This window comes from Oerskovia jenensis, from assembly GCF_016907235.1.
In the GTDB taxonomy this organism is placed as follows: Bacteria; Actinomycetota; Actinomycetes; order Actinomycetales; family Cellulomonadaceae; genus Oerskovia; species Oerskovia jenensis.
Window position 1 is genome coordinate 2,733,531 of sequence record NZ_JAFBBO010000001.1, and the last position, 22,541, is coordinate 2,756,071.

At 73.1% G+C, this 22,541-nt stretch carries 23 protein-coding genes; 14 read left to right on the plus strand and 9 right to left on the minus strand.

Annotation, left to right across the window (positions count from 1 at the left end; translation table 11 throughout):
* The first annotated feature begins 43 nt into the window (after nucleotides 1–43).
* From JOD49_RS12320 to JOD49_RS12355, 8 genes are all read left to right on the plus strand, one after another.
* Nucleotides 44–1,540: an MFS transporter gene (locus JOD49_RS12320; RefSeq protein WP_205307444.1), complete on the plus strand. Its 1,497-nt coding sequence runs from the start codon at nucleotides 44–46 to the stop codon at nucleotides 1,538–1,540.
* Nucleotides 1,541–1,638: 98 nt separating this feature from the next.
* The gene (locus JOD49_RS12325; protein WP_205307445.1) at nucleotides 1,639–2,685 is read left to right on the plus strand and encodes an AvrD family protein; all 1,047 of its coding nucleotides are present in this window, start codon (nucleotides 1,639–1,641) and stop codon (nucleotides 2,683–2,685) included.
* Nucleotides 2,682–3,389, plus strand: a complete 708-nt coding sequence (locus tag JOD49_RS12330; protein ID WP_205307446.1) for an AAA family ATPase — start codon at nucleotides 2,682–2,684, stop codon at nucleotides 3,387–3,389. Before JOD49_RS12325 ends, JOD49_RS12330 begins: the two co-directional genes overlap by 4 nt.
* Nucleotides 3,376–4,389 (plus strand): beta-ketoacyl-ACP synthase III, encoded by a 1,014-nt coding sequence (locus JOD49_RS12335; RefSeq protein ID WP_205307447.1) that lies wholly within the window; start codon nucleotides 3,376–3,378, stop codon nucleotides 4,387–4,389. Before JOD49_RS12330 ends, JOD49_RS12335 begins: the two co-directional genes overlap by 14 nt.
* Before the next feature lie 13 nt (nucleotides 4,390–4,402).
* Nucleotides 4,403–4,666, plus strand: coding sequence for an acyl carrier protein (locus tag JOD49_RS12340; protein ID WP_138822134.1), 264 nt, complete (start codon nucleotides 4,403–4,405; stop codon nucleotides 4,664–4,666).
* Nucleotides 4,663–5,385 carry an HAD family hydrolase gene (locus JOD49_RS12345; RefSeq protein WP_205307448.1) on the plus strand — a complete coding sequence of 241 codons (723 nt, stop codon included), beginning with the start codon at nucleotides 4,663–4,665 and terminating at the stop codon, nucleotides 5,383–5,385. The genes JOD49_RS12340 and JOD49_RS12345 overlap by 4 nt, the downstream gene beginning before the upstream one ends.
* A gap of 58 nt (nucleotides 5,386–5,443) precedes the next feature.
* The gene (locus JOD49_RS12350; protein ID WP_205307449.1) at nucleotides 5,444–6,031 is read left to right on the plus strand and encodes an AAA family ATPase; all 588 of its coding nucleotides are present in this window, start codon (nucleotides 5,444–5,446) and stop codon (nucleotides 6,029–6,031) included.
* 63 nt (nucleotides 6,032–6,094) lie between these two features.
* Nucleotides 6,095–6,931: a DedA family protein gene (locus JOD49_RS12355; protein WP_307822520.1), complete on the plus strand. Its 837-nt coding sequence runs from the start codon at nucleotides 6,095–6,097 to the stop codon at nucleotides 6,929–6,931.
* A gap of 13 nt (nucleotides 6,932–6,944) precedes the next feature.
* Here JOD49_RS12355 and JOD49_RS12360 read toward each other — a convergent pair whose 3' ends face one another.
* On the minus strand, nucleotides 6,945–7,124 hold the full coding sequence (locus JOD49_RS12360) for a hypothetical protein (protein ID WP_205307450.1): 180 nt from the start codon (nucleotides 7,122–7,124) through the stop codon (nucleotides 6,945–6,947).
* Between the two features lie 173 nt (nucleotides 7,125–7,297).
* Between JOD49_RS12360 and JOD49_RS12365 the strand changes: the two genes are divergently transcribed.
* The gene (locus JOD49_RS12365; RefSeq protein ID WP_307822521.1) at nucleotides 7,298–8,539 is read left to right on the plus strand and encodes a MalY/PatB family protein; all 1,242 of its coding nucleotides are present in this window, start codon (nucleotides 7,298–7,300) and stop codon (nucleotides 8,537–8,539) included.
* A 19-nt stretch (nucleotides 8,540–8,558) separates the two neighbouring features.
* On the opposite strand, the gene JOD49_RS12370 is transcribed toward JOD49_RS12365, so the two are convergent.
* Nucleotides 8,559–9,206, minus strand: coding sequence for a TMEM175 family protein (locus JOD49_RS12370; protein ID WP_205307451.1), 648 nt, complete (start codon nucleotides 9,204–9,206; stop codon nucleotides 8,559–8,561).
* A gap of 220 nt (nucleotides 9,207–9,426) precedes the next feature.
* Between JOD49_RS12370 and JOD49_RS12375 the strand changes: the two genes are divergently transcribed.
* The 3 genes from JOD49_RS12375 (at nucleotide 9,427) to JOD49_RS12385 (ending at nucleotide 14,055) form a co-directional block, all read left to right on the plus strand.
* A complete protein-coding gene (locus JOD49_RS12375; protein WP_307822522.1) occupies nucleotides 9,427–11,448 on the plus strand; it encodes a penicillin-binding transpeptidase domain-containing protein in 2,022 nt (673 codons plus the stop codon).
* A gap of 154 nt (nucleotides 11,449–11,602) precedes the next feature.
* A complete protein-coding gene (locus JOD49_RS12380; protein WP_205307452.1) occupies nucleotides 11,603–11,995 on the plus strand; it encodes a hypothetical protein in 393 nt (130 codons plus the stop codon).
* Between the two features lie 581 nt (nucleotides 11,996–12,576).
* Nucleotides 12,577–14,055: a dicarboxylate/amino acid:cation symporter gene (locus JOD49_RS12385; RefSeq protein WP_307822688.1), complete on the plus strand. Its 1,479-nt coding sequence runs from the start codon at nucleotides 12,577–12,579 to the stop codon at nucleotides 14,053–14,055.
* A 98-nt stretch (nucleotides 14,056–14,153) separates the two neighbouring features.
* Here the strand turns inward: JOD49_RS12385 and JOD49_RS12390 are convergent, their stop codons facing one another.
* The 5 genes from JOD49_RS12390 to JOD49_RS12410 form a co-directional block, all read right to left on the minus strand.
* Nucleotides 14,154–14,453, minus strand: coding sequence for an SHOCT domain-containing protein (locus JOD49_RS12390; protein WP_205307454.1), 300 nt, complete (start codon nucleotides 14,451–14,453; stop codon nucleotides 14,154–14,156).
* Between the two features lie 159 nt (nucleotides 14,454–14,612).
* Nucleotides 14,613–15,287, minus strand: a complete 675-nt coding sequence (locus JOD49_RS12395; RefSeq protein ID WP_205307455.1) for a response regulator — start codon at nucleotides 15,285–15,287, stop codon at nucleotides 14,613–14,615.
* Nucleotides 15,284–16,603: a sensor histidine kinase gene (locus JOD49_RS12400; RefSeq protein WP_205307456.1), complete on the minus strand. Its 1,320-nt coding sequence runs from the start codon at nucleotides 16,601–16,603 to the stop codon at nucleotides 15,284–15,286. The genes JOD49_RS12395 and JOD49_RS12400 overlap by 4 nt, the downstream gene beginning before the upstream one ends.
* Before the next feature lie 259 nt (nucleotides 16,604–16,862).
* Nucleotides 16,863–17,282 (minus strand): MmcQ/YjbR family DNA-binding protein, encoded by a 420-nt coding sequence (locus JOD49_RS12405; RefSeq protein ID WP_205307457.1) that lies wholly within the window; start codon nucleotides 17,280–17,282, stop codon nucleotides 16,863–16,865.
* A 59-nt stretch (nucleotides 17,283–17,341) separates the two neighbouring features.
* Nucleotides 17,342–18,268 (minus strand): quinone oxidoreductase family protein, encoded by a 927-nt coding sequence (locus tag JOD49_RS12410; protein WP_205307458.1) that lies wholly within the window; start codon nucleotides 18,266–18,268, stop codon nucleotides 17,342–17,344.
* A 638-nt stretch (nucleotides 18,269–18,906) separates the two neighbouring features.
* Between JOD49_RS12410 and JOD49_RS12415 the strand changes: the two genes are divergently transcribed.
* The gene (locus tag JOD49_RS12415; protein ID WP_205307459.1) at nucleotides 18,907–19,332 is read left to right on the plus strand and encodes a TraR/DksA family transcriptional regulator; all 426 of its coding nucleotides are present in this window, start codon (nucleotides 18,907–18,909) and stop codon (nucleotides 19,330–19,332) included.
* A 40-nt stretch (nucleotides 19,333–19,372) separates the two neighbouring features.
* On the opposite strand, the gene JOD49_RS12420 is transcribed toward JOD49_RS12415, so the two are convergent.
* Together JOD49_RS12420 and JOD49_RS12425 are read right to left on the minus strand one after the other, a co-directional pair.
* Entirely contained in the window at nucleotides 19,373–20,107 is a 735-nt protein-coding gene (locus JOD49_RS12420; RefSeq protein WP_205307460.1) for a glucose 1-dehydrogenase, read from the minus strand.
* 109 nt (nucleotides 20,108–20,216) lie between these two features.
* The gene (locus JOD49_RS12425; protein WP_205307461.1) at nucleotides 20,217–20,852 is read right to left on the minus strand and encodes a TetR/AcrR family transcriptional regulator; all 636 of its coding nucleotides are present in this window, start codon (nucleotides 20,850–20,852) and stop codon (nucleotides 20,217–20,219) included.
* 267 nt (nucleotides 20,853–21,119) lie between these two features.
* Between JOD49_RS12425 and gad the strand changes: the two genes are divergently transcribed.
* Nucleotides 21,120–22,520, plus strand: coding sequence for a glutamate decarboxylase (gad, locus tag JOD49_RS12430; RefSeq protein WP_205307462.1), 1,401 nt, complete (start codon nucleotides 21,120–21,122; stop codon nucleotides 22,518–22,520).
* Nucleotides 22,521–22,541 lie beyond the last annotated feature (21 nt).

A 22,541-nucleotide genomic window follows, 5' to 3' on the forward strand; every position in this document is an offset into this window, starting at 1 on the left:
GGCCGCTCTGGATGACGTGCCGGGCCGCGACCATCCTCGAGACATGACACGAACCAGCGAGGACCTCGCGCTCACCGGTCGCCAACGACTCGTCCTGATCGTGCTCCTCGGCGCACAGTTCATGTTCGCTCTCGACTTCTCGATCGTGACCGTGGCGCTGCCCGTGATCGGCGAGGACCTCGGGATCCCCGACGCGGACCTGCAGTGGATCGTGACCGCGTTCGCACTGACCGCGGCCAGCCTCGTCCTCGTGATGGGGCGGGTCGCGGACCTGCACGGGCGCAAGCGCATGTTCCTGATCGGCATGGTCGTGCTGACCGTGGCCTCGGCCGTGGGCGGGTTCGCCACGGAGCCCTGGGTGCTGTTCGCGGCCCGGGCAGGTCAGGGGCTCGCGACCGCCATCACGATGCCGGCCGCGCTCTCGCTCCTGACCACGTCGTTCGAGGAGGGCCCGCTGCGGAACCGGGCCCTGGGGCTCAACGGCGCCCTGCTGTCGCTCGGGTTCGCCGTGGGTGCCGTCCTGGGCGGCGTCGTCACCGACGTGCTCGGGTGGCGTTCGACGTTCCTGATCAACGTGCCGGCGGGGCTCCTGATCCTCGCGGCGGCTCCCTTCCTGCTCACCGACCACGGCGAGCGCAAGCAGCAGAAGCTCGACGTCCCGGGCGCGGCGCTCCTGTCGACGGGGCTCCTCGCCCTGGTCCTCGGCATCTCGACGGGCGAGCGCTCCGGATGGGGGTCGCCCGCGTTCCTCGGGCTCGTCGTCCTCTCCGTCGCGGCCTTCGTGAGCTTCTGGTTCGTCGAGAGCAGGTCCTCGCACCCGCTGGCCGCCGTGAGCATCCTGCGCAGGCCCACGGTGTCCTGGGGGAACCTCGCCGGGTTCACCACGTTCGCGATGGAGAGCAGCAAGGTCTTCCTCCTGACCCTGTACCTCCAGCGCGTGCTCGAGGCGTCGGCGCTCGCGACGGGGCTCGCTTTCGGTGTGCTGGGCGCGGGGGCCTTCACGGGAGGGCTCGTCGCCGCACGGGTCATCGACCGCATCGGAGCCAAGGCGACGCTGCTGCTCGGTCTGACCCTGCAGGGCGTCACGACCCTCACGTTCCTCCTCCTCGGGGTGGGCGAGACGCTGGGCTTCGTCCACATCCTCCTCGCCACGGCCGTGGGTGGGTTCGGGCACGTCCTGGTCATCGTGGCCTACACGGTGACGGTCACGTCGGGGCTCCCCGACTCCGAGCAGGGTCTCGCGACCGGGCTCGCAGGCCAGACGCAGCAGATCGCGTTCACCGTGGGGACCCCGCTCATCAGCGCGGTCGCGATCGCGTTCGCCACCGGGCGATTCGACGACCCGACCACGAGCGAGGCGGTCCTCGGCGGAGTCCACGCGGGGCTGCTCGTGAACGCCGTGCTGATCCTCGCCACCGCGGTCCTGATCCTCGTCTTCCTGCCCGCGGAGCGGCGGCCCGGCGCGGGCCGGTCCGCGCCCGACCTCGAGGACGCCGGCGCAGGACGTGCCGACCGCCCGGTCCCGCACGGCCAGGCGTGACCACGCAGCGAGGGGGCGGCCTCGTCGACGACCACGGGCCCCGCGGCACCGAGCAGCCACGACCGACCCGCACGCTCACGAGGAACCAGGAGGACATCATGGCCACGGAGACCGAGACGGAGACTGCGCTCCCGGCGATCGACGACCTCCTCGGCCCCTCGGCGTCGCGCTTCTTCGGCAGCGGCTACCGGGGGACCGACCCCCGGCTGCGGTCCGTCGTCGTCCGCCACGACGGCGCGGCCTCACGACTGGAAGCCCGGGGGTCGATCAGCGTCGTGGAGCGCTGGTCCACCAAGGGCGACGTCGACCAGCTGCCGCACCTGAGCACCACCGACGTCCTGGTCCTGGCGGTGCAGGCCGCCGAGATCCTGCTGGCGGCCACGTTCTCGCCCGCCTTCCTCGTCGACGTCGTGCTGCGGCGTGTCGTGGTCGTCGCCGGGAAGGAACCGGTCGAGGGCGCCCACCAGGACTTCGCGGTGACCGCCCGGCTCGACGACGCGTGCCGGGACCGGGACGTGACCGTCCACGCGTTCGTCGGGACCATGACGGTCGAGGTCACCGTGCACCGTCCCCTGGCGGTCGCCGGGCGCGTGGACCTGACCGTCGCCTCACCCGACGAGCTGCTGGGCGACGCGGCGCGACGCGTCCACGGCGCCGGGTATGCCTCCCGCTCGGTCGACGTGCGGGAGGTGGCGACGGTCGGCCACGACGAGGCGCACGCGCGGCTCGTCGCCACCACCCTTCCCGGGACCGTGGGCCAGGACCTCGGCATCGGGGCGACCGACCGCCCGAGCCTCTCCTTCGTCGAGGCGTTCGTCGCCACGCTCCAGCTCGCCCAGGTGCTCCTCTACGAGCTGGACCACGTCCCGCGCGCCGACAGCAGCACGCTCTGGATGCGGCGGACGGTCCTCGAGTCGGACGGCGCCGCGCTCTGGCTCGATGCGACCCACCCGATCGACGTCACGCTGGTCCAGCCACGGCTCGTCGTGCTCCGCGGGGAGACCTGGCGCTGCGCGCAGGCCCGCGCCGTCGTCGGGCACGGCACGACCGTGCACTGCGACGTCGCCCACCGCATCCCGTCGCCCACTGCGGTGAGCGACCCACCGACCACCGCTCCACCCACCGAGGAAAGAGAACTGTCATGAGGCTCGCGATCTCCGGGACCTACTCGTCAGGCAAGACCTTCACCACGATCGCGCTCGCGCACCTCACCGGGATCCCCCGGAGCGCGGCCAAGACCATGCGGGAGCTCCTCCCGATCTCCGTCCCCGGCAAGACCCTGGAGGAGTGCAGCGCGGCGGAGATCCTCATGCTGATCACCCGGCGCAACACCGAGCGGGCCGTCAACGAGTCGCACCTGGGCGACACCTTCATCTCGGACGGCTCCTCGCTGCACGAGTGGGTCTACGGCACGGTGCGCGTCCTGGTGGGCATCAACCCGAACGACTCGATCGACCTCGACTCGGTCGAGCGCACGGACGCGATCCGGTTCTTCGAGGAGGTCATCGACGCGCTCGGCGTCCCCGCCAAGCAGCACGCCGCGGCGAGCTACGACGCATTCGTGCACCTGCCCATCGAGTTCCCTCTCGTCGCCGACGGGCACCGCCCGGTCAACGAGAAGTTCCGCAGGCTCGCGGACGAGAAGCTCCAGCGGGAGATCGCAGATCTGGGCATCCCCAACGTGAGCATCGGCGGCACGATCCCGGAGCGCCTCCAGGCGATCACCGACCACTACGACCTGCCGCGCGTCGTCACCATCGAGGAGGCCGTGGCCCGGGCACAGGTCGACTACGACCTGCTCGACGTGCGTGACGAGAAGGAGCGGGAGCTCACGCATGCCCTCACGTGACCGACCGGGCGCAGCGGTCCTGCGCGGAGTGGGCGGGTACCTGCCGCCACGGGTCGTGACCAACGACGACCTCGCGGCGCTCGTCGACACCTCGGACGAGTGGATCAGGACCCGGACCGGGATCCGGGAGCGACGCTTCGCCGACGAGGGGAGCGCGACGTCCGACCTCGCGGTCGAGGCAGGGCGCAGGGCGCTCGCCTCCGCGGGCGGACCGGACGTGGACCTGGTCGTCGTCGCGACGAGCACGCCCGACCGCTCGTGCCCGGCCACCGCCCCCCTGGTGGCGAGCAGGCTCGGGCTGGGGACCGCGGCGGCCTTCGACCTGGCAGCCGTCTGCTCGGGCTTCGTCTACGCGCTCGCCCAGGCGAGTGCGGCGGTGCTCGCCGGGCTGCACCGCCGGGCGCTCGTGATCGGCGCCGACCAGTTCACCTCGATCGTCGACCCGCGCGACCGCGCGACGTCGATCCTCTTCGGCGACGGTGCGGGGGCCGTCGTCGTCGACGGGGGCGATCCCGACGAGGCGGGGAGCCTCGGGGCGTTCCACCTGGGCTCCGACGGGAGCGCCCACGACCTCATCACCGTCCCGGCCGGTGGCTCGCGGGTCCCGCACCGGGAGCTCGTCGACGCGTCCGACGCGTACTTCCGCATGGACGGGCGGGCCGTCTTCGGTGCGGCCGTCGGGGCGATGTCGTCCTCGTCGCGCCGAGCGCTCGCCCTCTCGGGGTGGTCGGTCGAGGACGTCGACTGGTTCGTCGCGCACCAGGCGAACGAGCGCATCCTCCGGCTCGTGGCGCACTCGCTGGGCATCTCGTCCGACAAGGTGGTGATCCACCTCGACCGCGCGGGCAACACCTCGGCCGCGTCGATCCCGTTGGCGCTGGCCGCGCACGCCCGCACGTTCGCCCCGCACGAACGCATCCTGCTGACCGCCTTCGGTGGAGGAACCACCTGGGGCGCCGCGACGGCGACGTGGCCACGCCTCGTCGTCCAGGACCTCTGAGAAGGAGCGCACCATGACCGAGACCGTCTTCGACCCGTCCCCCGAGTCCATCGCCGACCTCGTCGGGCGGGCGATCCCGGGGCTGCCGGACCTGCGCCCGACCGGCGCGACCTTCGACGACCTGGCCATCGACTCGCTCACGACCGCGGAGATCGCGGCCGTCGTGAGCCAGGCCTACGGGATCGAGGTGAGCGACTACGACGTCGCGAGCCTGGGCGACCTCGACGGGCTGAGCAGGCTCGTCCGGGACCGGATCGCGGCAGGTGGCGACGGGTGAGCGACCCGCCCCGGGCGGCGGCCTACCTCGACGTCGACGGGACGCTCACGACGGGGGTCACGCTCTTCGAGCTGCTGCGCTTCGACGCCGCCGAGCGGGGCGCCGAGCCGGAGGCCGAGACGTTCCTGAGGAGCATCGCGGCGATGCGGGAGGCGGGCGTGACGCGTGCCGAGCGCAACCGGCACTACTTCGGGTGGTGGGCGGGGAGGTCGGTCGAGGAGGTCGAGCACGTCGGCCGCCGGTGGTTCGCCTCGGTGCGGGCAGGGCGTGCGCCGGGCACGGGCGGGTCCGGGGCCGCGGACGCGGGCGACGCGGCCGGTCGGGCGGGCGTCCTGCGCCCGCAGGTCGTCTCGCTCGTCGAGCGGCACCGGCGCGCGGGGCACGTCGTGGTCCTGGTCAGCGGGTCCTTCGCGCCCGCGCTCGCCCCGCTCGCGGAGGTCCTCGGCGGTGCTCATCTGCTGGTCACCGACCCGGAGGTGCAGGAGGGGCGGTTCACGGGGCGCGTGGCGGTCCCGATGATCGGTGAGGCGAAGGTCAGGGCCGTCGCCGAGCACGCGCGGCGCGAAGGGATCTCGTTGCCAGGCTCGGCCGCGTACGGCGACGACCTGTCGGACGCCGGCTACATGGGCCTGACCGGCCACCCGACGGTCGTCGCGGCCCCCGGCGCACCTCTCGCGGTGCTGGGGCGCCGGCGGGGTTGGAGCCTCGTGGCCGTCTGAGGGCGGCCGGTCACGGGTGGTGACGGACGACGGGTGGGGACGACGGAAGGGGAAGAGTGTGCGTGTCGCGGTGGTAGGGGCCCACGGGGTCGGCAAGTCGACCTTGTCTGCCGAGCTGGGTCGCCGGACGGGCCTCGTGGTCCCCGGGCTGGACGCGATGAGGGACCCGGTCGGTTCCCCTCCCCGGTCGCTCCTCGAGTGCACCGAGGCCGAGGTGGTCCAGCTCTGCCTGCGACGCTACGCCCAGCGCGTCCAGCAGGAGAGCACGACGCCCGACATGGTCTCGGACGGCTCGGTCCTGCACGAGTGGGTGTACGCCGCGGTGAGACTGCGTCGTCGGACGTCTTCCGGTGCGCCGCGGGACGGCGTCCTGCCCGACGTCGTGGACGGGCTCCTGCGCGAGGCCGTCGCCCGTGCGGCGCGTACCTACGACCTCTTCCTGCTCCTGCCGGTCGAGTTCCCGCTCCCTCCCGAGGACCGCCCCGTGAGCGAGCCGTTCCGGGCGGATGCCGAGGCGCTCACGCGGGACCTGATCGCGGGGACGGGCGTCCCGGTGCGCCTCCTCGACGGGACGATCGAGCGCCGGCTCGTCGCCGCGACGTCGATCGTGGGGCGTCTGCGGCGCGAGACCGTGAACAGCCCGTGAAGGTGCTCAGGGGAGACACGCCCGAGCTCGAAATGTCCGGTGCCCGGCGCATAGTGTCTGCGCATGCCCTTTGCGAACCTCCCCGCCGACCTCGTGCACGTGGCCGCCGCGAGCGAGCCCGACCTGGGTGGTGTCGCGGGCTGGGCCGTGTCGCTCATGGAGACGCTGGGCGTGTTCGGCGCGGCGCTGGCCATCGCGCTCGAGAACCTGTTCCCGCCGCTGCCGAGCGAGGTCATCCTGCCGCTCGCGGGCTTCACCGCGAGCCGCGGCAGCTTCAACGTGTTCGCGGCGATCCTCGCGACGACCGTCGGGTCGCTCGTGGGCGCGGTCGCGCTGTACTACGTCGGTGCGCTCGTCGGGCGCGAGCGCACGCGCCGGATCATCGGTTGGCTGCCGCTCGTCAAGCTCGAGGACGTCGACCGCACGGAAGCGTGGTTCCACAAGCACGGCAGCATGGCGGTGTTCTTCGGCCGCATGATCCCGATCTTCCGGAGCCTCATCTCGCTGCCCGCCGGGGTGGATCGCATGCCGCTGCCGAAGTTCGTCCTCCTGACGACCGCGGGCAGCCTCATCTGGAACAGCATCTTCGTCGGCGCGGGCTACGCGCTGGGCGAGAGCTGGCACCTCGTCGAGGAGTACGCGGGCGTCCTGCAGAAGGTCGTCATCGGGGTCGTGGCGCTCGCGGTGATCGCGTTCGTGGTGCTGCGCGTCTCCAGGTCGACCCTCGGCGGGGCGCCGCCCGCGCACGGGCGTCCTGCGCGTCGCGCGCTGCCCGACGACGAGCAGGTCGTCGCGGAGGGTACGGCCGAGCGGGTCAAGACCCCCACGACAACGCTCGCGCTGCCCAAGGGCGTGTTCGAGCAGTCCGGGGTGTCGGCCGGGCGGCCCTCCACCGACTGAGCGGCGGCGAGCCCTACCCGTCGACGGGCTGCTGGTCGAGCGGACCGCGGGCCGTCGTCACCGCACGTGACCTGCGCTCGGCGAGCACGCTCCGCAAGAGCTGGATCGTGAGTACCAGCGCCCAGATCACCAGGACGGCCACCGCAGCGAGCGCGACGTAGTAGACGAGGATCAGACCGGAGAGGATTCCCATCCGGACAACCTAGTGGTCGAGCTGCCCTCGACGGGAGTGCCGGAGGCTCCCGGATCGCGGCAGAGGCGGCCGTCGGCTCGTCGGCGAGCCGGACCGGACTCGGCCCCGCTCGTCGGCGAGCCGGACCGGATCTGGTCCCGGCGCCCGCGGTGGACCCACCGTAGGCTCGATCCGTGACCACCTCACCCTTCGCGACCGACAACCCGCTCGACGCCCTCACCCCGGACACGCTCCGCCGTCGGACCAGCCTCAAGTGGCGGGCCTACGCCCCTGACGTCCTGCCCCTGTGGGTCGCCGAGATGGACGTCGAGCTCGCGCCGCCCGTCGTGGCGGCCGTGACCGAGGCCATGCGTTCGGGCGACACGGGCTACGACTACGGCGACACGTATGCCGAAGCCCTCGCCCAGTTCGCGAAGCGCCGCTGGGACTGGTCGTTCGACCCGGCCGGGACGCGCATGGTGCCCGACGTGATGCTCGGGCTCATGGAGATCCTCAAGGTGCTCACCGGCCCGGGTGACGCGGTCGTGGTCAGCACGCCCGTCTACCCGCCCTTCTTCGGGTTCACGCAGAACGAGGGGCGTCGGGTCGTCACCGCGCCGCTCACCTCCGACTTCCGTCTCGACCTCGACGCGCTCGACACGGCGTTCGCCGACGCCACCGGGGCCACGCTCAACGGGAGCGGCCCCGGCAGCGGGCGCCGCGCGGTCTACCTGCTGTGCAACCCGCACAACCCCACGGGCACGGTCCACACGCGCGCAGAGCTCGAAGGGCTGGCGGCGCTCGCCCGCCGCCACGGCGTGCGCATCGTGTCCGACGAGATCCACGCGCCGATCACCGCGCCCAACGTCGCGTACACGCCCGTCGTCACCGTGGCCGGTGCCGAGAACGCGATCGCGGTCCTCTCGGCCTCCAAGGCCTGGAACCTCGCGGGACTCAAGGCCGCCGTCGCGGTCGGTGGCCCCGAGGCGGCCGACGACCTGCGACGCATCCCCGAGGAAGTGGTCCACGGCGTCGGGCACGTGTCGGTGATCGCGCACGCCGCCGCGCTCACGCAGGGCACGGCCTGGCTCGACGCGGTCCTGCGCGGCGTCCGCCGCAACAAGCTGCTGCTCGCGGACCTCCTCGAGGAGCACCTGCCGCAGGTGCGCTACGAACCCACGCAGGGCACCTACCTCGCGTGGCTCGACGCGTCGTCGGTCGCCGACGACCCGTACCGGTTCTTCCTGGACCGGGCCAAGGTCGCGCTCAACGACGGGCGGCACTTCGGGCCGGGCGGCGCCGGGCACGTCCGGCTGAACCTGGCGACGAGCCAGGAGGTCCTCACGGAAGCCGTCAGCCGGATGGGGCAGGCCGTGCGGTCGGCCTCGTCGACACCTTCGGCGTCCCGCGTGCTGCCCCCGGTCGCGGCGGACTGACGGGACGCCCCGCCGGGCCTCACGGGGCGCCGGCGGCGTCCGTCGGGTCGTGCTGCTCGGGCGCCCTGCGCCGGGCGAGCAGCCGGGTCAGCGGACCGGACAGGAACAGCAGGAAGAGCCAGAACATCCCGACCCCCGGCGCGACCACGGCGAGCACGAGGATCACGAGCAGCAGCAGCACCGCGACGAGCGCGCCCTTCACCTCGAGCTCGCCCCGGACCTCGGGACGCTGGAGGTCGGGGTCGCGGACCGCCAGCCACTCCACGAGCGCCAGGCTGCCCGTCGTCACGATCATCACCGAGATGTACAGGGCGTTGACCGCCGGGTCGTCGGTGCCCTCGTCCGCCAGGAGCTGTGTGGTGAACGGGATGAACACGATGCTCGCGAGCCACAGGAAGTTGGCCCACAGCATGGCGTTCGAGTAGTCCCGCAGGTGCTCGAAGACGCGGTGGTGCCCGACCCAGAAGTTCGCGATGACCACGAAGCTGATCGCGAACGCGAGGAAGGTCCCGCGCTCGTCGGTGAACAGGGACGTGACGGAGTGCTCCTTGCCGTCCGTGACGAGGTCGATGAGGGGCAGCACGAGCAGCGTGATGGCGATCGCGACCGACGCGTCGGTGAAGTTGACGAGGCGGTCGAGCCCCCGGTCCGTGCGGATCCTCGGCATCCGTGCCTCCTCCGGTCGTCTCCACTCTAGGAACGGGGGAGAGTTCCGGCGCGGTGGAGCGCGACGGCGGAGAACCTGTGAGGTTCCGGGGTAGACGTGCGAGCCGTGGCCGCGCTCCCGCGCAGGCGTGGGCTAGCCTCGCAGGCGGGCGAGGACGCCCGTTCAACTCTTCCGCCGGTCGTCGGCGGACCGTCTGCCGCAGGGCATCGAGGGGGAGCACGTGGTTCGCACGCAGCAGGTCGACAGGCTCGTCGGGGCGCGACGGTCCGGATGGCGGCGAGCGATCGGCCCGGCCACCCTGGCGGTGCTCGCCCTGACGTTGACCGCGTGCAGCGAGGACGCCCCCAGCCCGGACGGCGCGGCCCACGACCTCGCGACCGCGATCTCCGACGGGGACTTCGCGGGGGTCGCGTTCACGCAGGCAGGCAGTGATGTCGCCGCGCACCGGGACGCGGTGCTCGAGCCGCTCGCCGCGGTCGACCACACCGTCGAGGTCACGAAGGTCGACGTCGCCACCGAGGGCGAGGACAAGGGCAAGCGGGCGACGGCGACGCTGGCCTACACGTGGAACGTCACGGACACCACGCCCTGGACCTACGAGACCACGGTCGACCTTCTGCTCCAGGACTCGCCGGACGGCGGAGCGCAGGAGTGGGCCGTGGCGTGGGAGCCCGACGTGCTGGTCCCCGACCTCAAGGACGGAGACCGCCTGGCAGTCACCCGGGTGCGCGCCGAGCGGGCCCAGATCCTGGGCGCCGACGGCGGACCCATCGTCGAGCCGCGCCCCGTGTACCGGATCGGCGTCGACAAGATGAACCTCGACCCCGCGCGCCAGGACGCCGTCGCGCGCCAGGTGGGCGCCGCCGTCGGGATCGACGCCGAGGCGTACGCGCAGAAGGTCGCGGGAGCCGGGGCCAAGGCGTTCGTCGAGGCCATCGTGGTCCGCACCGACGACACCGCCGGCATCGACGTCGGGGCGGTCCGCGCGATCGACGGTGCGTCCGTGGTCGACGGCGAGCTCGACCTCGCGCCGACCCGCACCTTCGCGCGGGCGATCCTGGGTCGCGTGGGCGACGCGACCGCCGAGGCCGTCGAGGAGTCCGAGGGGCAGGTCGTCGCGGGCGACACGATCGGCCTCTCGGGCCTCCAGCGGCAGTACGACGTCCAGCTCCGGGGGACGCCCGGGATCACGGTGAGCGTCGTCGCGGACGGCAGCGCGGGCGAGGACACGGGCGAGGACCTGGACGGCGACGGCGAGCCCGACCCGGTCGAGAACGTCACCGACGCCTTCTCGGTCGAACCGGTCGCGGGCGTACCGCTCGAGACGACGTTGCGCACCGACATGCAGATCGCGGCCGAGTCCGTGCTGACCGGCGTCCCGTCGGCGAGCGCGATCGTCGCGATCCAGCCGTCGACCGGGAACGTGCTCGCCGCGGCGAGCGGTCCCGGTGGCGACGGGACGTCGACCGCGACGACCGGCAAGTACGCCCCCGGCTCCACGTTCAAGGTCGCCTCGGCGCTCGCGATCCTGCGCTCGGGGGTCACGCCGGACACGCCCGTGTCGTGCACGCCGGAGATCACGGTCGACGGTCGGACCTTCCAGAACGTGCCGGGCTTCCCGAAGGCCGCGATCGGTGACCTGCCGTTCCGCTCGGCGTTCGCCAACTCGTGCAACACGGCGATGATCGCCCAGCGAGGGGCCGTCTCGCAGCAGGCGCTGCACGACGCCGCCGCGGACCTCGGCCTGGGGGTCGAGGCCGCGCTCGGGGCGCCCGGGTTCTTCGGTTCCGTCCCGGCTGAGGCCCAGGGCACCGAGCACGCCGCGTCGATGATCGGCCAGGGCAAGGTCGAGGCGTCGCCGCTGGGCATGGCGACGCTCGCGGCGAGCGTCGCCAAGGGTGAGCGGGTCTCGCCCGTCCTGGTCCGGCCCGCGGTGACGCCTGCGGCGGCCGAGACCCCGACGCCGTCGGCCCTCACGGCCGACGAGGCGGCGACGCTGCGCAGCCTCATGCGCTCGGTCGTCACGGACGGCAGCGCGAAGCTGCTCGCCGACCTGCCCGGCGAGGTGGGGGCGAAGACCGGGACGGCGCAGTACGGCGACGGCGATCAGGCGCACGCGTGGATGATCGCGATCCAGGGCGACCTGGCCGTGGCCGTGTTCGTCGAGACGGGAGACAGCGGGTCGGGGACGGCCGGCCCGCTCCTGAAGGCGTTCCTCGACGCGCCGAACGCGGGCGAGTAGCGGCCCCGGACCTGTCGTGGTCCGGCCACGGCCCGGCCGTGGCCGGGGCTGGACCGGACGGACGGCGTGGTCGCCTCGCCTCGGCGCGACCGGCTAGGCTGGCGCGCCGGATACCTCGTGGGGGTACCGGGTATCGAGGTGAGGGAACGGAACCATGACCGGCGACGACGCGACCGACCGCGACCGACGAGCGACCACGCGCCTGCGCAGGACCGTCCCCGGCCTCACGGTCTGCCGCCTGTGCGCGGGGGAGACGCTCGGCGCGTCGGACCCGCTTCCCGGGGGGCAGCTCGCGCGCGTCGAGGCCATCGCAGCGTCCGGTGATGCCGGCCTCACGCTCGTCGACTGCCTCGACGCGTGCGAGCGCGGCGACGTGGTCGTCGTGCGGCCCGCACCGTCGGCCCGCGCCGAGCACGGTCCCGTCTGGTTCGAGCGTCTCGCCGGTGAGGAGGCGAGCGGGTCGCTCCACCGCTGGGTCAGGGCCGGGGGGCCCGGTCGGTCCCCGCTCCCGGGGGACCTGGCGCCCCTGCGTATCGACGCGCCCTGACGGTCCGCGGCGCAGCGCCGTGCTGCGGGGGTGCGCACGCACGGGCCGCGACGACCTCGTGACGGCGCGCCTCGTCCCAGGGAACGGTGCCGCGGCTCGACGACTCCCCCTCCTCGGCTACTATCGGTAACCGTGGGCGACGATCGCCCGCACCCGCCGGCCTCCGGGCCGGCCCGAACGGGAGTCGAATCCTTGCTGAACCGGTGGAACTTCACCGCGCGCCGTGACGTCGATCTGCGACGAGTCGCCAGCGCGCTCTGTTGTTGACCCACTGAACCGCTGGGCCCCTGGCCCGCACAGCAGTCCTCCCCACCCCCCTGACGCCGGTACGCCGCTGCTCACCCTGCACCGCAGGGCGTGAGCCCGTGCGCCGTGGACCAGGCCGTGCCCTCCGTGGGAACGCGCCGTCGTGCCCCTCGCGTCGGGTCTCCCTCACTTCTCGGGCCGGGACGACTGCACTCCCTCCCTCGCGACGCTCGCGATCCCTGGGCACCCCACGTGCCCGTGACGAAGAAAGCAGAACCGTGCCCTCCTCCTCTTCCTCCTCGCAGGCCGTGGCTCCCGCCACGCCGGAGAAGTCCGTGAACGGCGCCCCCGCGCCCGTGCGCCGCTTCAAGGCGCCGTCCTTCACGGTCCAGATCCTCGTCGCGCTCGTGCTGGGCGTGCTGCTCGGCTGGGCCGCGCTGTCGATGGGCCCCGCGTCCGGCGCCGGAACCCCCGACGAGGTCCCGAACTGGCTGACCACGACGCTCGACACGATCGGCTCGTCGTTCGTGACGCTGCTCAAGGCGATCGTCCCGCCGCTCGTGTTCACCGCGATCGTCGCGTCGATCGCGAACCTGCGGAACGTCACCAACGCCGCGCGCCTCGCGGGCCAGACGATCCTGTGGTTCGCCATCACGGCGCTGATCTCCGTGGTGATCGGCATCGGCCTGGGCCTCGTGCTCCAGCCGGGCGCCAACACGACGCTGTCGGCCGCCGACGGCAGCGAGCCGGGCAAGTCGGGCTCGTGGCTCGACTTCCTCAACGGGTTCATCCCGGGCAACTTCCTGGGCATCGGCGCGGGCACCCGCCTCGAGTCGGCCGAGGGGGCGGTCACAGGAGCCACGACCTCGATCTCGTTCAACGTGCTGCAGATCGTTGTCATCGCGCTGGTCATCGGCATCGCGGCGCTCAAGTCGGGCAAGAAGGCCGACCCGTTCCTCGCGTTCAACCGCTCGGCGCTCTCGATCATCCAGACCGTCCTGTGGTGGATCATCCGCCTCGCGCCGCTGGGCACGCTGGGCCTCATCGGTTACGCGGTCGCGACCTACGGGTGGGACCTCCTGGCGCCGCTCGCGACGTTCGCCGCCGCGATCTACATCGGTCTCGCGCTCGTGCTGTTCGTCGTCTACCCCGTGATCCTGCGGACCAACGGCCTGAAGATCACGAGCTACTTCAAGGGCGCGTGGCCCGCGATCCAGCTCGCGTTCGTCTCGCGCTCCTCGATCGGCACGCTGCCCGTCACGCAGCGCGTGACCGAGCGGAACCTGGGCGTCCCGCGCGAGTACGCGTCGTTCGCGGTGCCGCTCGCCGCGACGACCAAGATGGACGGTTGCGCCTCGATCTACCCGGCGATCTCCGCGATCTTCATCGCCCAGCTCTTCGGGATCGACCTGTCCTTCACGGACTACCTGCTCATCGCGTTCGTGTCCGTCGTGGGTTCGGCGGCGACCGCCGGCCTGACCGGCGCGATCGTGATGCTCACGCTGACGCTCTCGACGCTGGGCCTGCCGCTCGCGGGCGTCGGCCTGCTGCTCGCGATCGACCCGATCCTCGACATGGGCCGCACCGCGGTCAACGTCGCGGGCCAGGTGCTCGTGCCGACCGTCGTCGCCAAGCGTGAGGGCATCCTCGACGTCGAGCAGTACGACGGCGTGAACGTCGAGGACCTGTTCACGGACGACGAGGATGAGTCGAACGAGTCCGCGCTCGCGTCCGAGGCCGACCCGTCGACCGCGAACGCGTCCGACAAGCCTGCGGCCTCGGCCGCCGACGAGGAGCTGGTCGGGACGCGCTGACGCCACGTCCCACCCGCCTCCCGCTGAGTGCGGAGTAGTTGTCGTCGATACGACGTATCGACGACAACTACTCCGCACTCAGTGTTTCCCGGGAGGGGTCAGCGGTCCTTGGGCGTGAGCACCTCGAGGCGCTGGCGGTACTCGGTCTCGTCGATCTCGCCGCGCGCGTAGCGCTCGCCGAGGATCGAGACGGGGTCGGTGCCGCCGCGCCACGCGCCCGGCCCGCCGGGGTGCCCCCACGGTCCGCCGCGTCGTGCGCGACGCGCGAACAGGAAGATCACCGTGGCGAACAGCGCGAACCACAGCAGCGGGAAGACGAACCACCACGGCCCGGGGCCCCAGCCCGCACCGCCGTGGGCGAGGACGTCGGTCGTGGCTGTCGTGAGGGTCGTGAGCATGGGGGCCTCCTGGAGGGGCTGGTGACGGGTGACGGGTCGCCGCGTCCGGCCGCCGGGTGCGGCCTCGTCTCCAGGCTCCCGCGCGTTCCGCGCCACGTCGTCGGCCCGGGGATGTCTCCCGGGTACCCCGCTGGTACCGTCCTCGCCAGCCTGGGCGCCCTAGGACGTGGGCCCCGCCCAGCCCGGCCGCACGATCCCCGCCTCGTACGCCGCGACCACGAGCTGCGCCCGGTCGCGCGCCCGCAGCTTGGTCATGACGCGCGAGACGTGCGTCTTGACGGTCGACTCCGACAGGTACAGGGCCCGCGCGATCTCCTCGTTGGACAGTCCGCCCGCGACCTCGACGAGCACCTCGTGCTCGCGCGGCGTGAGGTCCGCGAGCCCGGGCAGGGGGTCGACGTCGCGCGTCGCGTCGGCCACGCGCGCGAGCAGCCGCCGCGTCACGGTCGGGGAGAGCAGCGCGTCGCCGCCCGCCGCGACCCGCACCGCGCGCACGAGGTCCGCGGGCTCGGTGTCCTTGACGAGGAACCCGCTCGCGCCGCCGCGGATCGCCTCGGTCACGTACTCGTCGAGCTCGAACGTCGTCACCACCACCACGTGCACGCCCGACGCCGCCGGGTCCGCCACGATCCGTCGGGTCGCCTCGAGCCCGTCGAGGCCGGGCATGCGGACGTCCATGAGCACGACGTCGGGCAGCAGGTCGAGCGCGAGCCGCACGGCGTCGTCACCCGTCGCGGCCTCGCCGACGACCTCGAGGTCCGGCTCGGAGTCGATGAGGGCGCGGAAGCCGCCGCGCACGAGCCTCTGGTCGTCGGCCAGCACGACGCGGATCATGGGCGCTCCTGGTGCGGGGGTGGTGGGTCGTCGGTCGCCGCGCGGGGGCGCGCGGTCTCGTCGAGAGGCGGTCCGTGCGCCGGTGGGGGCACGTCGCCCGTCTCCTGCCCGACGGCGTCGCGCGCCTCCCACGGGATCCTCGCCTCGACGACGAACCCGGCGGGGGGCCGGGGGCCGGCCGTGAGCGACCCGCCCGCGTCGGTCACGCGCTCGCGCATGCCCCGCAGGCCGTATCCCTCGGGCACCCGGTCGTCGTCCCCGCGCGGCCACGACGTGTCCGCCGCCCGGCCCGGGAGGGGCGCTCCGTCGTCGGACACCGTGACGACCAGGGTGCGGGACGGGCCCGTGCCGGTGACCCGGACCTCGACGACCACGCGCGTGGCGCCGGCCGCGTGCCGCTGCGCGTTCGTGAGCGACTCCTGGACGACGCGGTAGACGATCCCGGCGAGGCGTGGTGAGGCGTCGTGCGCGGCGTCCTCGACCGAGAGGTCGACCACGACTCCCGGCACCTGCTCGACCAGCCGGGGGAGCGACGCGAGGTCCCACGAGGGGGAGCGGGGCGCCTCGCCGCCCTCGGCACGCACGATGCCGAGCACCGCGCGGACCTCGTCGAGCGACTCGCGGCTCGTGGCACGGATCGCCGTGAGGGCTGCGCGCGCCTGCTCGGGATCGCGATCCAGGAGGTGCAACCCCACCCCCGCCTGCACGGTGATCGCGGACAGCGAGTGCGCCAGCACGTCGTGCAGCTCGCGGGCGATGCGCAGCCGCTCGGCCGTCACGGCGTTGACGTCGTGCTCGCGGCGGGCCGCGCGCAACGCCGCCAGGCGCGCGACCCTGCCCCGCACACCCCCCGCCGCGAGGAGCGCGACGACCGTCCACGCCAGCCCACCGAGCAGAGCGACCGAAGGCGGGCCGCCCCGGAGCGTCGCCGCGACCGTCGTGATCCCCGCGAGCACCACGACCCCGGACCAGGCCACGACCCGCCCGTGCGCCGCCGGCCCGGCGAGCATCACGCCCGCGAGGACCGCGACCGTCGGGACGAAGACCGGCCCCCAGGGGTAGCCGAGCAGCAGGAAGGTGCCCGTCGCGGCGAGGCTCAGGGAGACCGCCAGGAGGTGGTGTCGAGGGATCGTCGCGAGGACCACGGGCGGGACCAGCAGCAGCGCGAGGGCGAGAGGGTCGAGGGGCTGGGCGCCGGGCTGGCCGTGCGCCGCGCCCAGCGTGCCGACCACCGCGACCAGGGCCGTGACGATCGCGAGGAACAGGCGGGGTCGCCGGTGGTCGAGCGGGCCGCTGCGCGGGTCGCTCGCGCTCACATCGGCACCGGCACCGGCACCGGCACCGGCACCGTCGCCCTCGCCGGCGGACCACGACCACGGGCCGGACGGCCGCGCGCGGTGCCACGGCGGACCCCACGGAGCCTCCGGGGTCCCTCCGGACCTCCCGTCGCCGACCATGCGGCCACGCTACGCCGGGCGGCTTCCCGCCGCGTCCCGCTGAGGTGCCGGTGGGGACGGTACGGGGGTGCCGGTCACCGGCCCGCCGGGGCCGCCGTGGGGGTCCCGCCGCGTGGGGCTACCGCCCGGCCGGGGACCCCTCGGCGTCGAGCCGGGCCACGAGCCGCGGCCCCGCGACCTCCCGGTAGGACATGTCGAGCAGCTCCGCGACCTCCTGCCAGTCGACCGGGGCGGCGTCGAGGTCGAGCCCGAGCCATCCCGCCGGACCGTAGTACGCGGGCACGTAGAACCGTGGGTCCTGCGACAGGGCCGCGTGCTCCGCGGGGTCCACCTTCACGAGGACCGAGCGCGGGTACTGCCGGACCGGCGCCGAGTCGGTCGCCTTCGTCATGCCGCTGAAGACCGCGAAGATCAGCCGGGCGCGGAACGTCACGCGCCCGTGCGACACGCGCTCCTCGGCGCCGGGGAACGCGAGCGCGAGGCGACGCACCCGGGCGAGGTGAGCGGCGTCGTCGGGCACGGTGGGGCTGGGCGGCATGGCACCCAGCGAACCACGGCCCACCCACGCCCGCGCGGGCGTCCCCCGGGGCGACGCCGTCAGACCTCCAGGACGACCTTGCCGCGCACGTGGCCGCCCGCGACCTGCTCGACGGCGCGGGCCGCCTCGGCCAGCGGGAAGCGCGCCGAGATCTCCGACGAGAGCAGCTCCGCCTCGGCGAGCGCGAGGACCTCCGCGAGAGCCCCCTTCTGCGACACCTTGGACGCGAGGCCCGCGGCGAGCGACTCCTGCGACTCGACCAGGGTCACCGCGCGCGGCTTCCCGTCACGCTCGAGGCCGTCGGCGCCCAGGAGCTCGACCGTCTGCGCGACAGTCTCCGGGGAGCCGACTGTGTCGAGGACCGCGGTCACGTCCGCGAGCCCGTCCGGGAGCGCACGGACCGCGTCCACGAGCCCCGCGCCGTACGCGACGGGCGTCGCGCCCAGGTCCCGCACGTAGTCGTGGTTGCGCTCGGACGCCGTCCCGACGACGCGCGCGCCCAGCGCCTTCGCGATCTGCACCGCGGCCGAGCCCACGCCGCCCGACGCCCCGTGGACCAGCACGACGTCCTGGTCGCCGACACCGGCCTGGACCAGCGCCGAGAACGCCGCCGAGGCCGCGACCGGCAGCACCGCAGCCTGCTCGAACGACACGTTCGCAGGCTTGACCTTGGCCTTCGACGCCTTGACGACCGACCTCTCGCGCTGCGCGCCCGTGCCGCTCCACACGACCTCGTCGCCCACCGCGAAGCCCTCGACGCCCTCGCCGACGGCCTCCACGACGCCCGCCGCCTCGAACCCGAGCACCTGCGGGAACTCGTCGCTGCCGCCGAAGTCGCCGGCCAGCTTCTTGACGTCCGCCGGGTTGACCCCGATCACGCGGTTCGCGACGACGAGCTCGCCCTCACCGGGGGCCGGCACGGACTCGTCGCCGACGCGCAGGACGTCGACCCCGCCGTGGCGGTCGTAGAAGATCGCGGTGCTCATGGGTCTACCTCTTCGAGATGCGGGGGCGCTGGGGGGAAACTGTGCGGTTCGCGCGAAACCGGCTTTCACTCTTCCATCCCGGACCGAGTCCTGTCATGCGCGATGCCGGACCGTGACCTCGGCCGTGACCTGGGGATTCGGGTGCCGGGCGGGGCGTCGCCGGTGATCGGGGAGGCCCGTTCGGAGCAGGCCCGGCCGGGGTCCCGGGAAGGCGGCGAAGCTGGTCCGCGCACCACCGCGACGCCCACGGGGTCCGCGCAACCACGCGCGAAACCGTCGATCCGGCGGCGGACGCCGCGGCCCGGGAGCCACGAGCCGAGGAGCTCGGCGACGGACGCGAGCCATCCGGAGCGACACGTGACGCCGTAGCGCCGGACCGCCCTGGTCGCGGGCTGGTCGAGGTGTCCGACGTCACGGCCCGGCGAGGGCGAGAACCAGCGCAGACGGTCTCGCCCGTGGTCTGCGAGACCGCGAACGCGGCCCCGGGATCCACGGGGCCGACCACGGAGGACTCGACGACGGGCACGCGCCGATCGTCGCACGGGGGACCGACAGGCCGCGCGGCGGACGATCGCCCGGTCGGCCGCCACCGGCGCGCACCGGGAAGCGTGGGCAGGGCTCCCGCGTTGGACCTGACGATGACCGACACCGGCAACCCCGTCGGCGGGGAGACGAGCGCGCCCGCCGCACCTCGCGAGCGCGAGGCGCGTGACGCCGTCGTGCGCGCGCGGTTGGTCGCCCTGCGCGCCGAGGCCCAGGCGCGGCGTGAGGCGTTGCGCGGTGAGGTGGCCGGGATCGTCGAGGCGTCCAAGGACTCGAACGCCGACGACGAGCACGACCCCGACGGTGCGACGATCGCGTTCGAGCGCGCGCAGGTCGGTGCGCTGCAGCGCCTGGCCGAGCAGCAGTCCGCCGAGGCCGAGGCAGCGCTCGGACGCCTCGACGCGGGGACGTACGGGACGTGCGAGACGTGCGGCCGACCGGTCGGGGAGGCGCGCCTGGACGCGCGCCCGACGGCCCGGCAGTGCATCGACTGCGCGTCGGCGGGCCGTGCGGCGAGGTAGACCCGCAGGCCTGCCTCGCCGCGACCGGCGCGGTGCTGCCCTACTTGTGCGGCACGCCCGCGATGAGGCCGCCGTCGACGATGAACTCCGACCCGGTCGAGTAGCTCGACTCGTCGCTCGCGAGGAACAGCACGAGCTGCGAGACCTCCTCGGGCTCGGCCGCGCGACCCAGGGGGATGTGGAGGTCGTCCGAGCTGATCTTCTCCGTCATGGGCGTCTTGATGAAGCCCGGGTGGACCGAGTTCACGCGCACGCCCGACGGCCCGAGGTCCAGGGCCACCGACTTGGTGAGGCCGCGCACGCCGAACTTCGACGCGACGTACCCGTGCAGGCCCGCGCTGCCGCGCATGCCCTCGACCGACGAGATGTTGATGATCGACCCGCGCCCGGCACGGGCCATGACGGGCGAGACCGCGTGGATCCCCAGGAACGTGCCCGTGAGGTTGATGTCGATGATCTGGCGCCACATGGCGGGCGTGAACTCGGTGATGCCGGCGGCGTTCGCGATGCCCGCGTTGTTCACGAGGACGTCGATGCGCCCGAACGTCTCGAGCGTGAACGCGACGGCCGCAGCCCAGTCCTCCTCCTTGGTCACGTCGAGGTGGACGTAGGCGGCGTTCTCGCCGAGCTCGGCGACGAGCGCCTCGCCCTTGGCGTCGTCGAGGTCCGCGACGACGACCTTCGCGCCCTCGGCGACGAGCGCCTTGGCGTGGGTCACGCCCATGCCTCCGGTTCCTCCGGTGACGATGGCGACCTTGTTGAAGACACGGCCCATGGTGGGGCCTCCTTTCGGTGTGCCCGGGGTCGGGGCGCCCGTTCGGGGTGCCCGACGGCGGAGCGTGCGGTGTGTGGTGCGGCTCGCCGGGGCGGGTGGTCGCGTCGGGTCAGTTCGGCGCGGTCCACCAGGGGGCGAGCGAGGTGCGGGTGATCCGGGGGAAGAAGTCCGGGTCACGGGGGGACGGGGTCGCGAGCCACGCCTCGAGGGCGCCGACCGAGCCGAGCGCGACGTAGCAGGCGTACGCGCGGGCGGCCTGCTCGACCTCGGTCTGCTCGGCGTCGCACGGCACGGGCATGAGGTGCGGCTGGTCCAGCAGGAACGTGCGCAGGGTGTCGGAGAAGTGCTCCGCGAGCAGGCGGAACAGGGGAGCGCTCAGTCCTCCCTCGAGGGCGCGCTCGTAGATCGACGTGTGCGTGTCGACGTGGCCGACGATCGCCTGCGTGATGGTGTCGACGAGCTGCCGGGGGTCGGTGCGCGGGCGCGCGTCGGGGCCCGCGGCGGGGTCGGGGGACAGGCCCTGCGCGGCCGCGAGGAAGTCGCTGCGGATCGCGTCGAGCTCGGTGCGCAGGATGGTCGTGAGCAGGTCCGCGGGGTTGCTCGCGTAGTCGTAGAACGTGGCGCGGTTGATCCCGGCGTGGGCAGAGACCTGCGAGACCGTGAGCTCGTCGATGTCCTGCTCGGCGGCGAGCTCGAGGACTGCGGTGCGCAGGGCTGCGGTGGTGCGTTCGGTGCGGGGGTCCATGTCGCCTCCTTCGGGGGCCTGGTGGCTGCCTGGCGGGTGGTGCGGCCGCTCGTCGGGACGACGGAACGTGCTGACACTTTGACGGTACGCCCGTGCCAATAGTTTGGCAACACGTGTCGCCTAGGCTCGTCGGCCGGGGCTCGCCAGGCGCTCGGCGGACTGCCGACCTACCGTGGAGGGAGCGGGCTGGGAGCGGCGGCACGACCGCGTCGACCCACCCGGTGGGCGTGCCGACCGACCCGCCCCCGCCCTGCCAGAGGAACGCACATGTCCGGATCTACCCGCGGCGCACCGTCCGAGGACCGCGACGTCGTCGCCATGAACCCCTTGTTCTCCCGGCCGGGGGAGGCCACGGAGCTCCCTCGCAACGTCCTGCCGCCGGGGGAGTCGTTCCCCGAGACGGCCTATCAGATCGTCCACGACGAGGCGATGCTCGACGGGAACGCGCGCCTCAACCTCGCGACGTTCGTCGGCACGTGGATGGACCCCTACGCGCAGCGGCTCAACGCCGAGACCGCCGACAAGAACATGATCGACAAGGACGAGTACCCGGCGACCGCCGCGATCGAGACCCGGTGCTGGAAGATCCTCGGCGACCTGTGGAACGCCCCCGACCCGGCGACGACGATCGGGACCTCGACCATCGGGTCCTCCGAGGCGGCCATGCTGGGCGGCCTCGCGCTCAAGCGCCGGTGGCAGCACGCGCGCCGGGCCGCCGGGAAGTCGACCGAGAAGCCCAACCTGGTGCTCTCGAGCGCGGTCCAGGTCTGCTGGGAGAAGTTCTGCAACTACTGGGACGTCGAGGCCCGTTACGTCCCCATCTCGCTCGAGCACAAGGTGCTCGACGGGTTCGAGCTCGAGAAGTACGTCGACGAGAACACCATCGGGGTCGTCGCGATCCTCGGGGTCACGTACACGGGGGCCTACGAGCCCGTCGAGCAGATCTCGGCCGCGCTCGACGAGATCCAGGCCGCGACGGGGCTCGACGTCCCGATCCACGTCGACGGCGCGTCGGGAGCCATGATCGCGCCCTTCCTCCAGCCGGACCTCGTGTGGGACTTCCGGGTCGACCGTGTGGCGTCGATCAACACCTCGGCCCACAAGTACGGGCTCGTGTACCCCGGGCTCGGGTGGGTCGTCTGGCGGGACGAGGCCGCGCTGCCCGAGGACCTCGTCTTCTCGGTGAGCTACCTGGGCGGGGACATGCCGACGTTCGCGCTGAACTTCTCCCGGCCGGGCTCGCAGGTGCTGCTCCAGTACTACCTGTTCCTGCGCCTCGGCTACGACGGCTACCACAAGGTGCAGAAGGCGTCGCAGGACGTCGCGCTCTACCTCTCGGGCGAGATCGCGAAGATGCCGCAGTTCGACCTGTGGAACGACGGGAGCGACATCCCGGTCTTCGCGTGGAGCCTCAAGGAGGGGTACACCGACAAGTGGACGCTCTACCACCTGTCCGAACGGCTGCGGACCAAGGGATGGCTCCTGCCCTCCTACCCCATGCCCGTGGACCTCGAGAACCTGACGGTCCAGCGGATCGTGGTGCGCAACGGTCTGAGCCGTGACCTGGCGGGCAGCCTGCTCGACGACATCCGGGCCGAGATCGCGTTCCTCGACGCGCTCGAGTCGCCCATGCCTGTCGAGGCCGTGAGCAAGGGGTTCCACCACTGACCCAGGCGAACCCGGTGGTGC

Excerpts from the sequence above, each read along its gene's own strand:
- JOD49_RS12340 (WP_138822134.1), top strand. The coding sequence starts at position 4,403 with ATGACCGAGACCGTCTTCGACCCGTCCCCCGAGTCCATCGCCGACCTC.
- JOD49_RS12330 (WP_205307446.1), top strand. The coding sequence starts at position 2,682 with ATGAGGCTCGCGATCTCCGGGACCTACTCGTCAGGCAAGACCTTCACC.
- JOD49_RS12325 (WP_205307445.1), top strand. The coding sequence starts at position 1,639 with ATGGCCACGGAGACCGAGACGGAGACTGCGCTCCCGGCGATCGACGAC.
- JOD49_RS12405 (WP_205307457.1), bottom strand. The coding sequence starts at position 17,282 with ATGCCGCCCAGCCCCACCGTGCCCGACGACGCCGCTCACCTCGCCCGG.
- JOD49_RS12415 (WP_205307459.1), top strand. The coding sequence starts at position 18,907 with ATGACCGACACCGGCAACCCCGTCGGCGGGGAGACGAGCGCGCCCGCC.
- JOD49_RS12360 (WP_205307450.1), bottom strand. The coding sequence starts at position 7,124 with ATGGGAATCCTCTCCGGTCTGATCCTCGTCTACTACGTCGCGCTCGCT.
- JOD49_RS12410 (WP_205307458.1), bottom strand. The coding sequence starts at position 18,268 with ATGAGCACCGCGATCTTCTACGACCGCCACGGCGGGGTCGACGTCCTG.
- gad (WP_205307462.1), top strand. The coding sequence starts at position 21,120 with ATGTCCGGATCTACCCGCGGCGCACCGTCCGAGGACCGCGACGTCGTC.
- JOD49_RS12355 (WP_307822520.1), top strand. The coding sequence starts at position 6,095 with ATGCCCTTTGCGAACCTCCCCGCCGACCTCGTGCACGTGGCCGCCGCG.
- JOD49_RS12390 (WP_205307454.1), bottom strand. The coding sequence starts at position 14,453 with ATGCTCACGACCCTCACGACAGCCACGACCGACGTCCTCGCCCACGGC.
- JOD49_RS12395 (WP_205307455.1), bottom strand. The coding sequence starts at position 15,287 with ATGATCCGCGTCGTGCTGGCCGACGACCAGAGGCTCGTGCGCGGCGGC.
- JOD49_RS12335 (WP_205307447.1), top strand. The coding sequence starts at position 3,376 with ATGCCCTCACGTGACCGACCGGGCGCAGCGGTCCTGCGCGGAGTGGGC.
- JOD49_RS12320 (WP_205307444.1), top strand. The coding sequence starts at position 44 with ATGACACGAACCAGCGAGGACCTCGCGCTCACCGGTCGCCAACGACTC.
- JOD49_RS12425 (WP_205307461.1), bottom strand. The coding sequence starts at position 20,852 with ATGGACCCCCGCACCGAACGCACCACCGCAGCCCTGCGCACCGCAGTC.
- JOD49_RS12420 (WP_205307460.1), bottom strand. The coding sequence starts at position 20,107 with ATGGGCCGTGTCTTCAACAAGGTCGCCATCGTCACCGGAGGAACCGGA.
- JOD49_RS12380 (WP_205307452.1), top strand. The coding sequence starts at position 11,603 with ATGACCGGCGACGACGCGACCGACCGCGACCGACGAGCGACCACGCGC.
- JOD49_RS12370 (WP_205307451.1), bottom strand. The coding sequence starts at position 9,206 with ATGCCGAGGATCCGCACGGACCGGGGGCTCGACCGCCTCGTCAACTTC.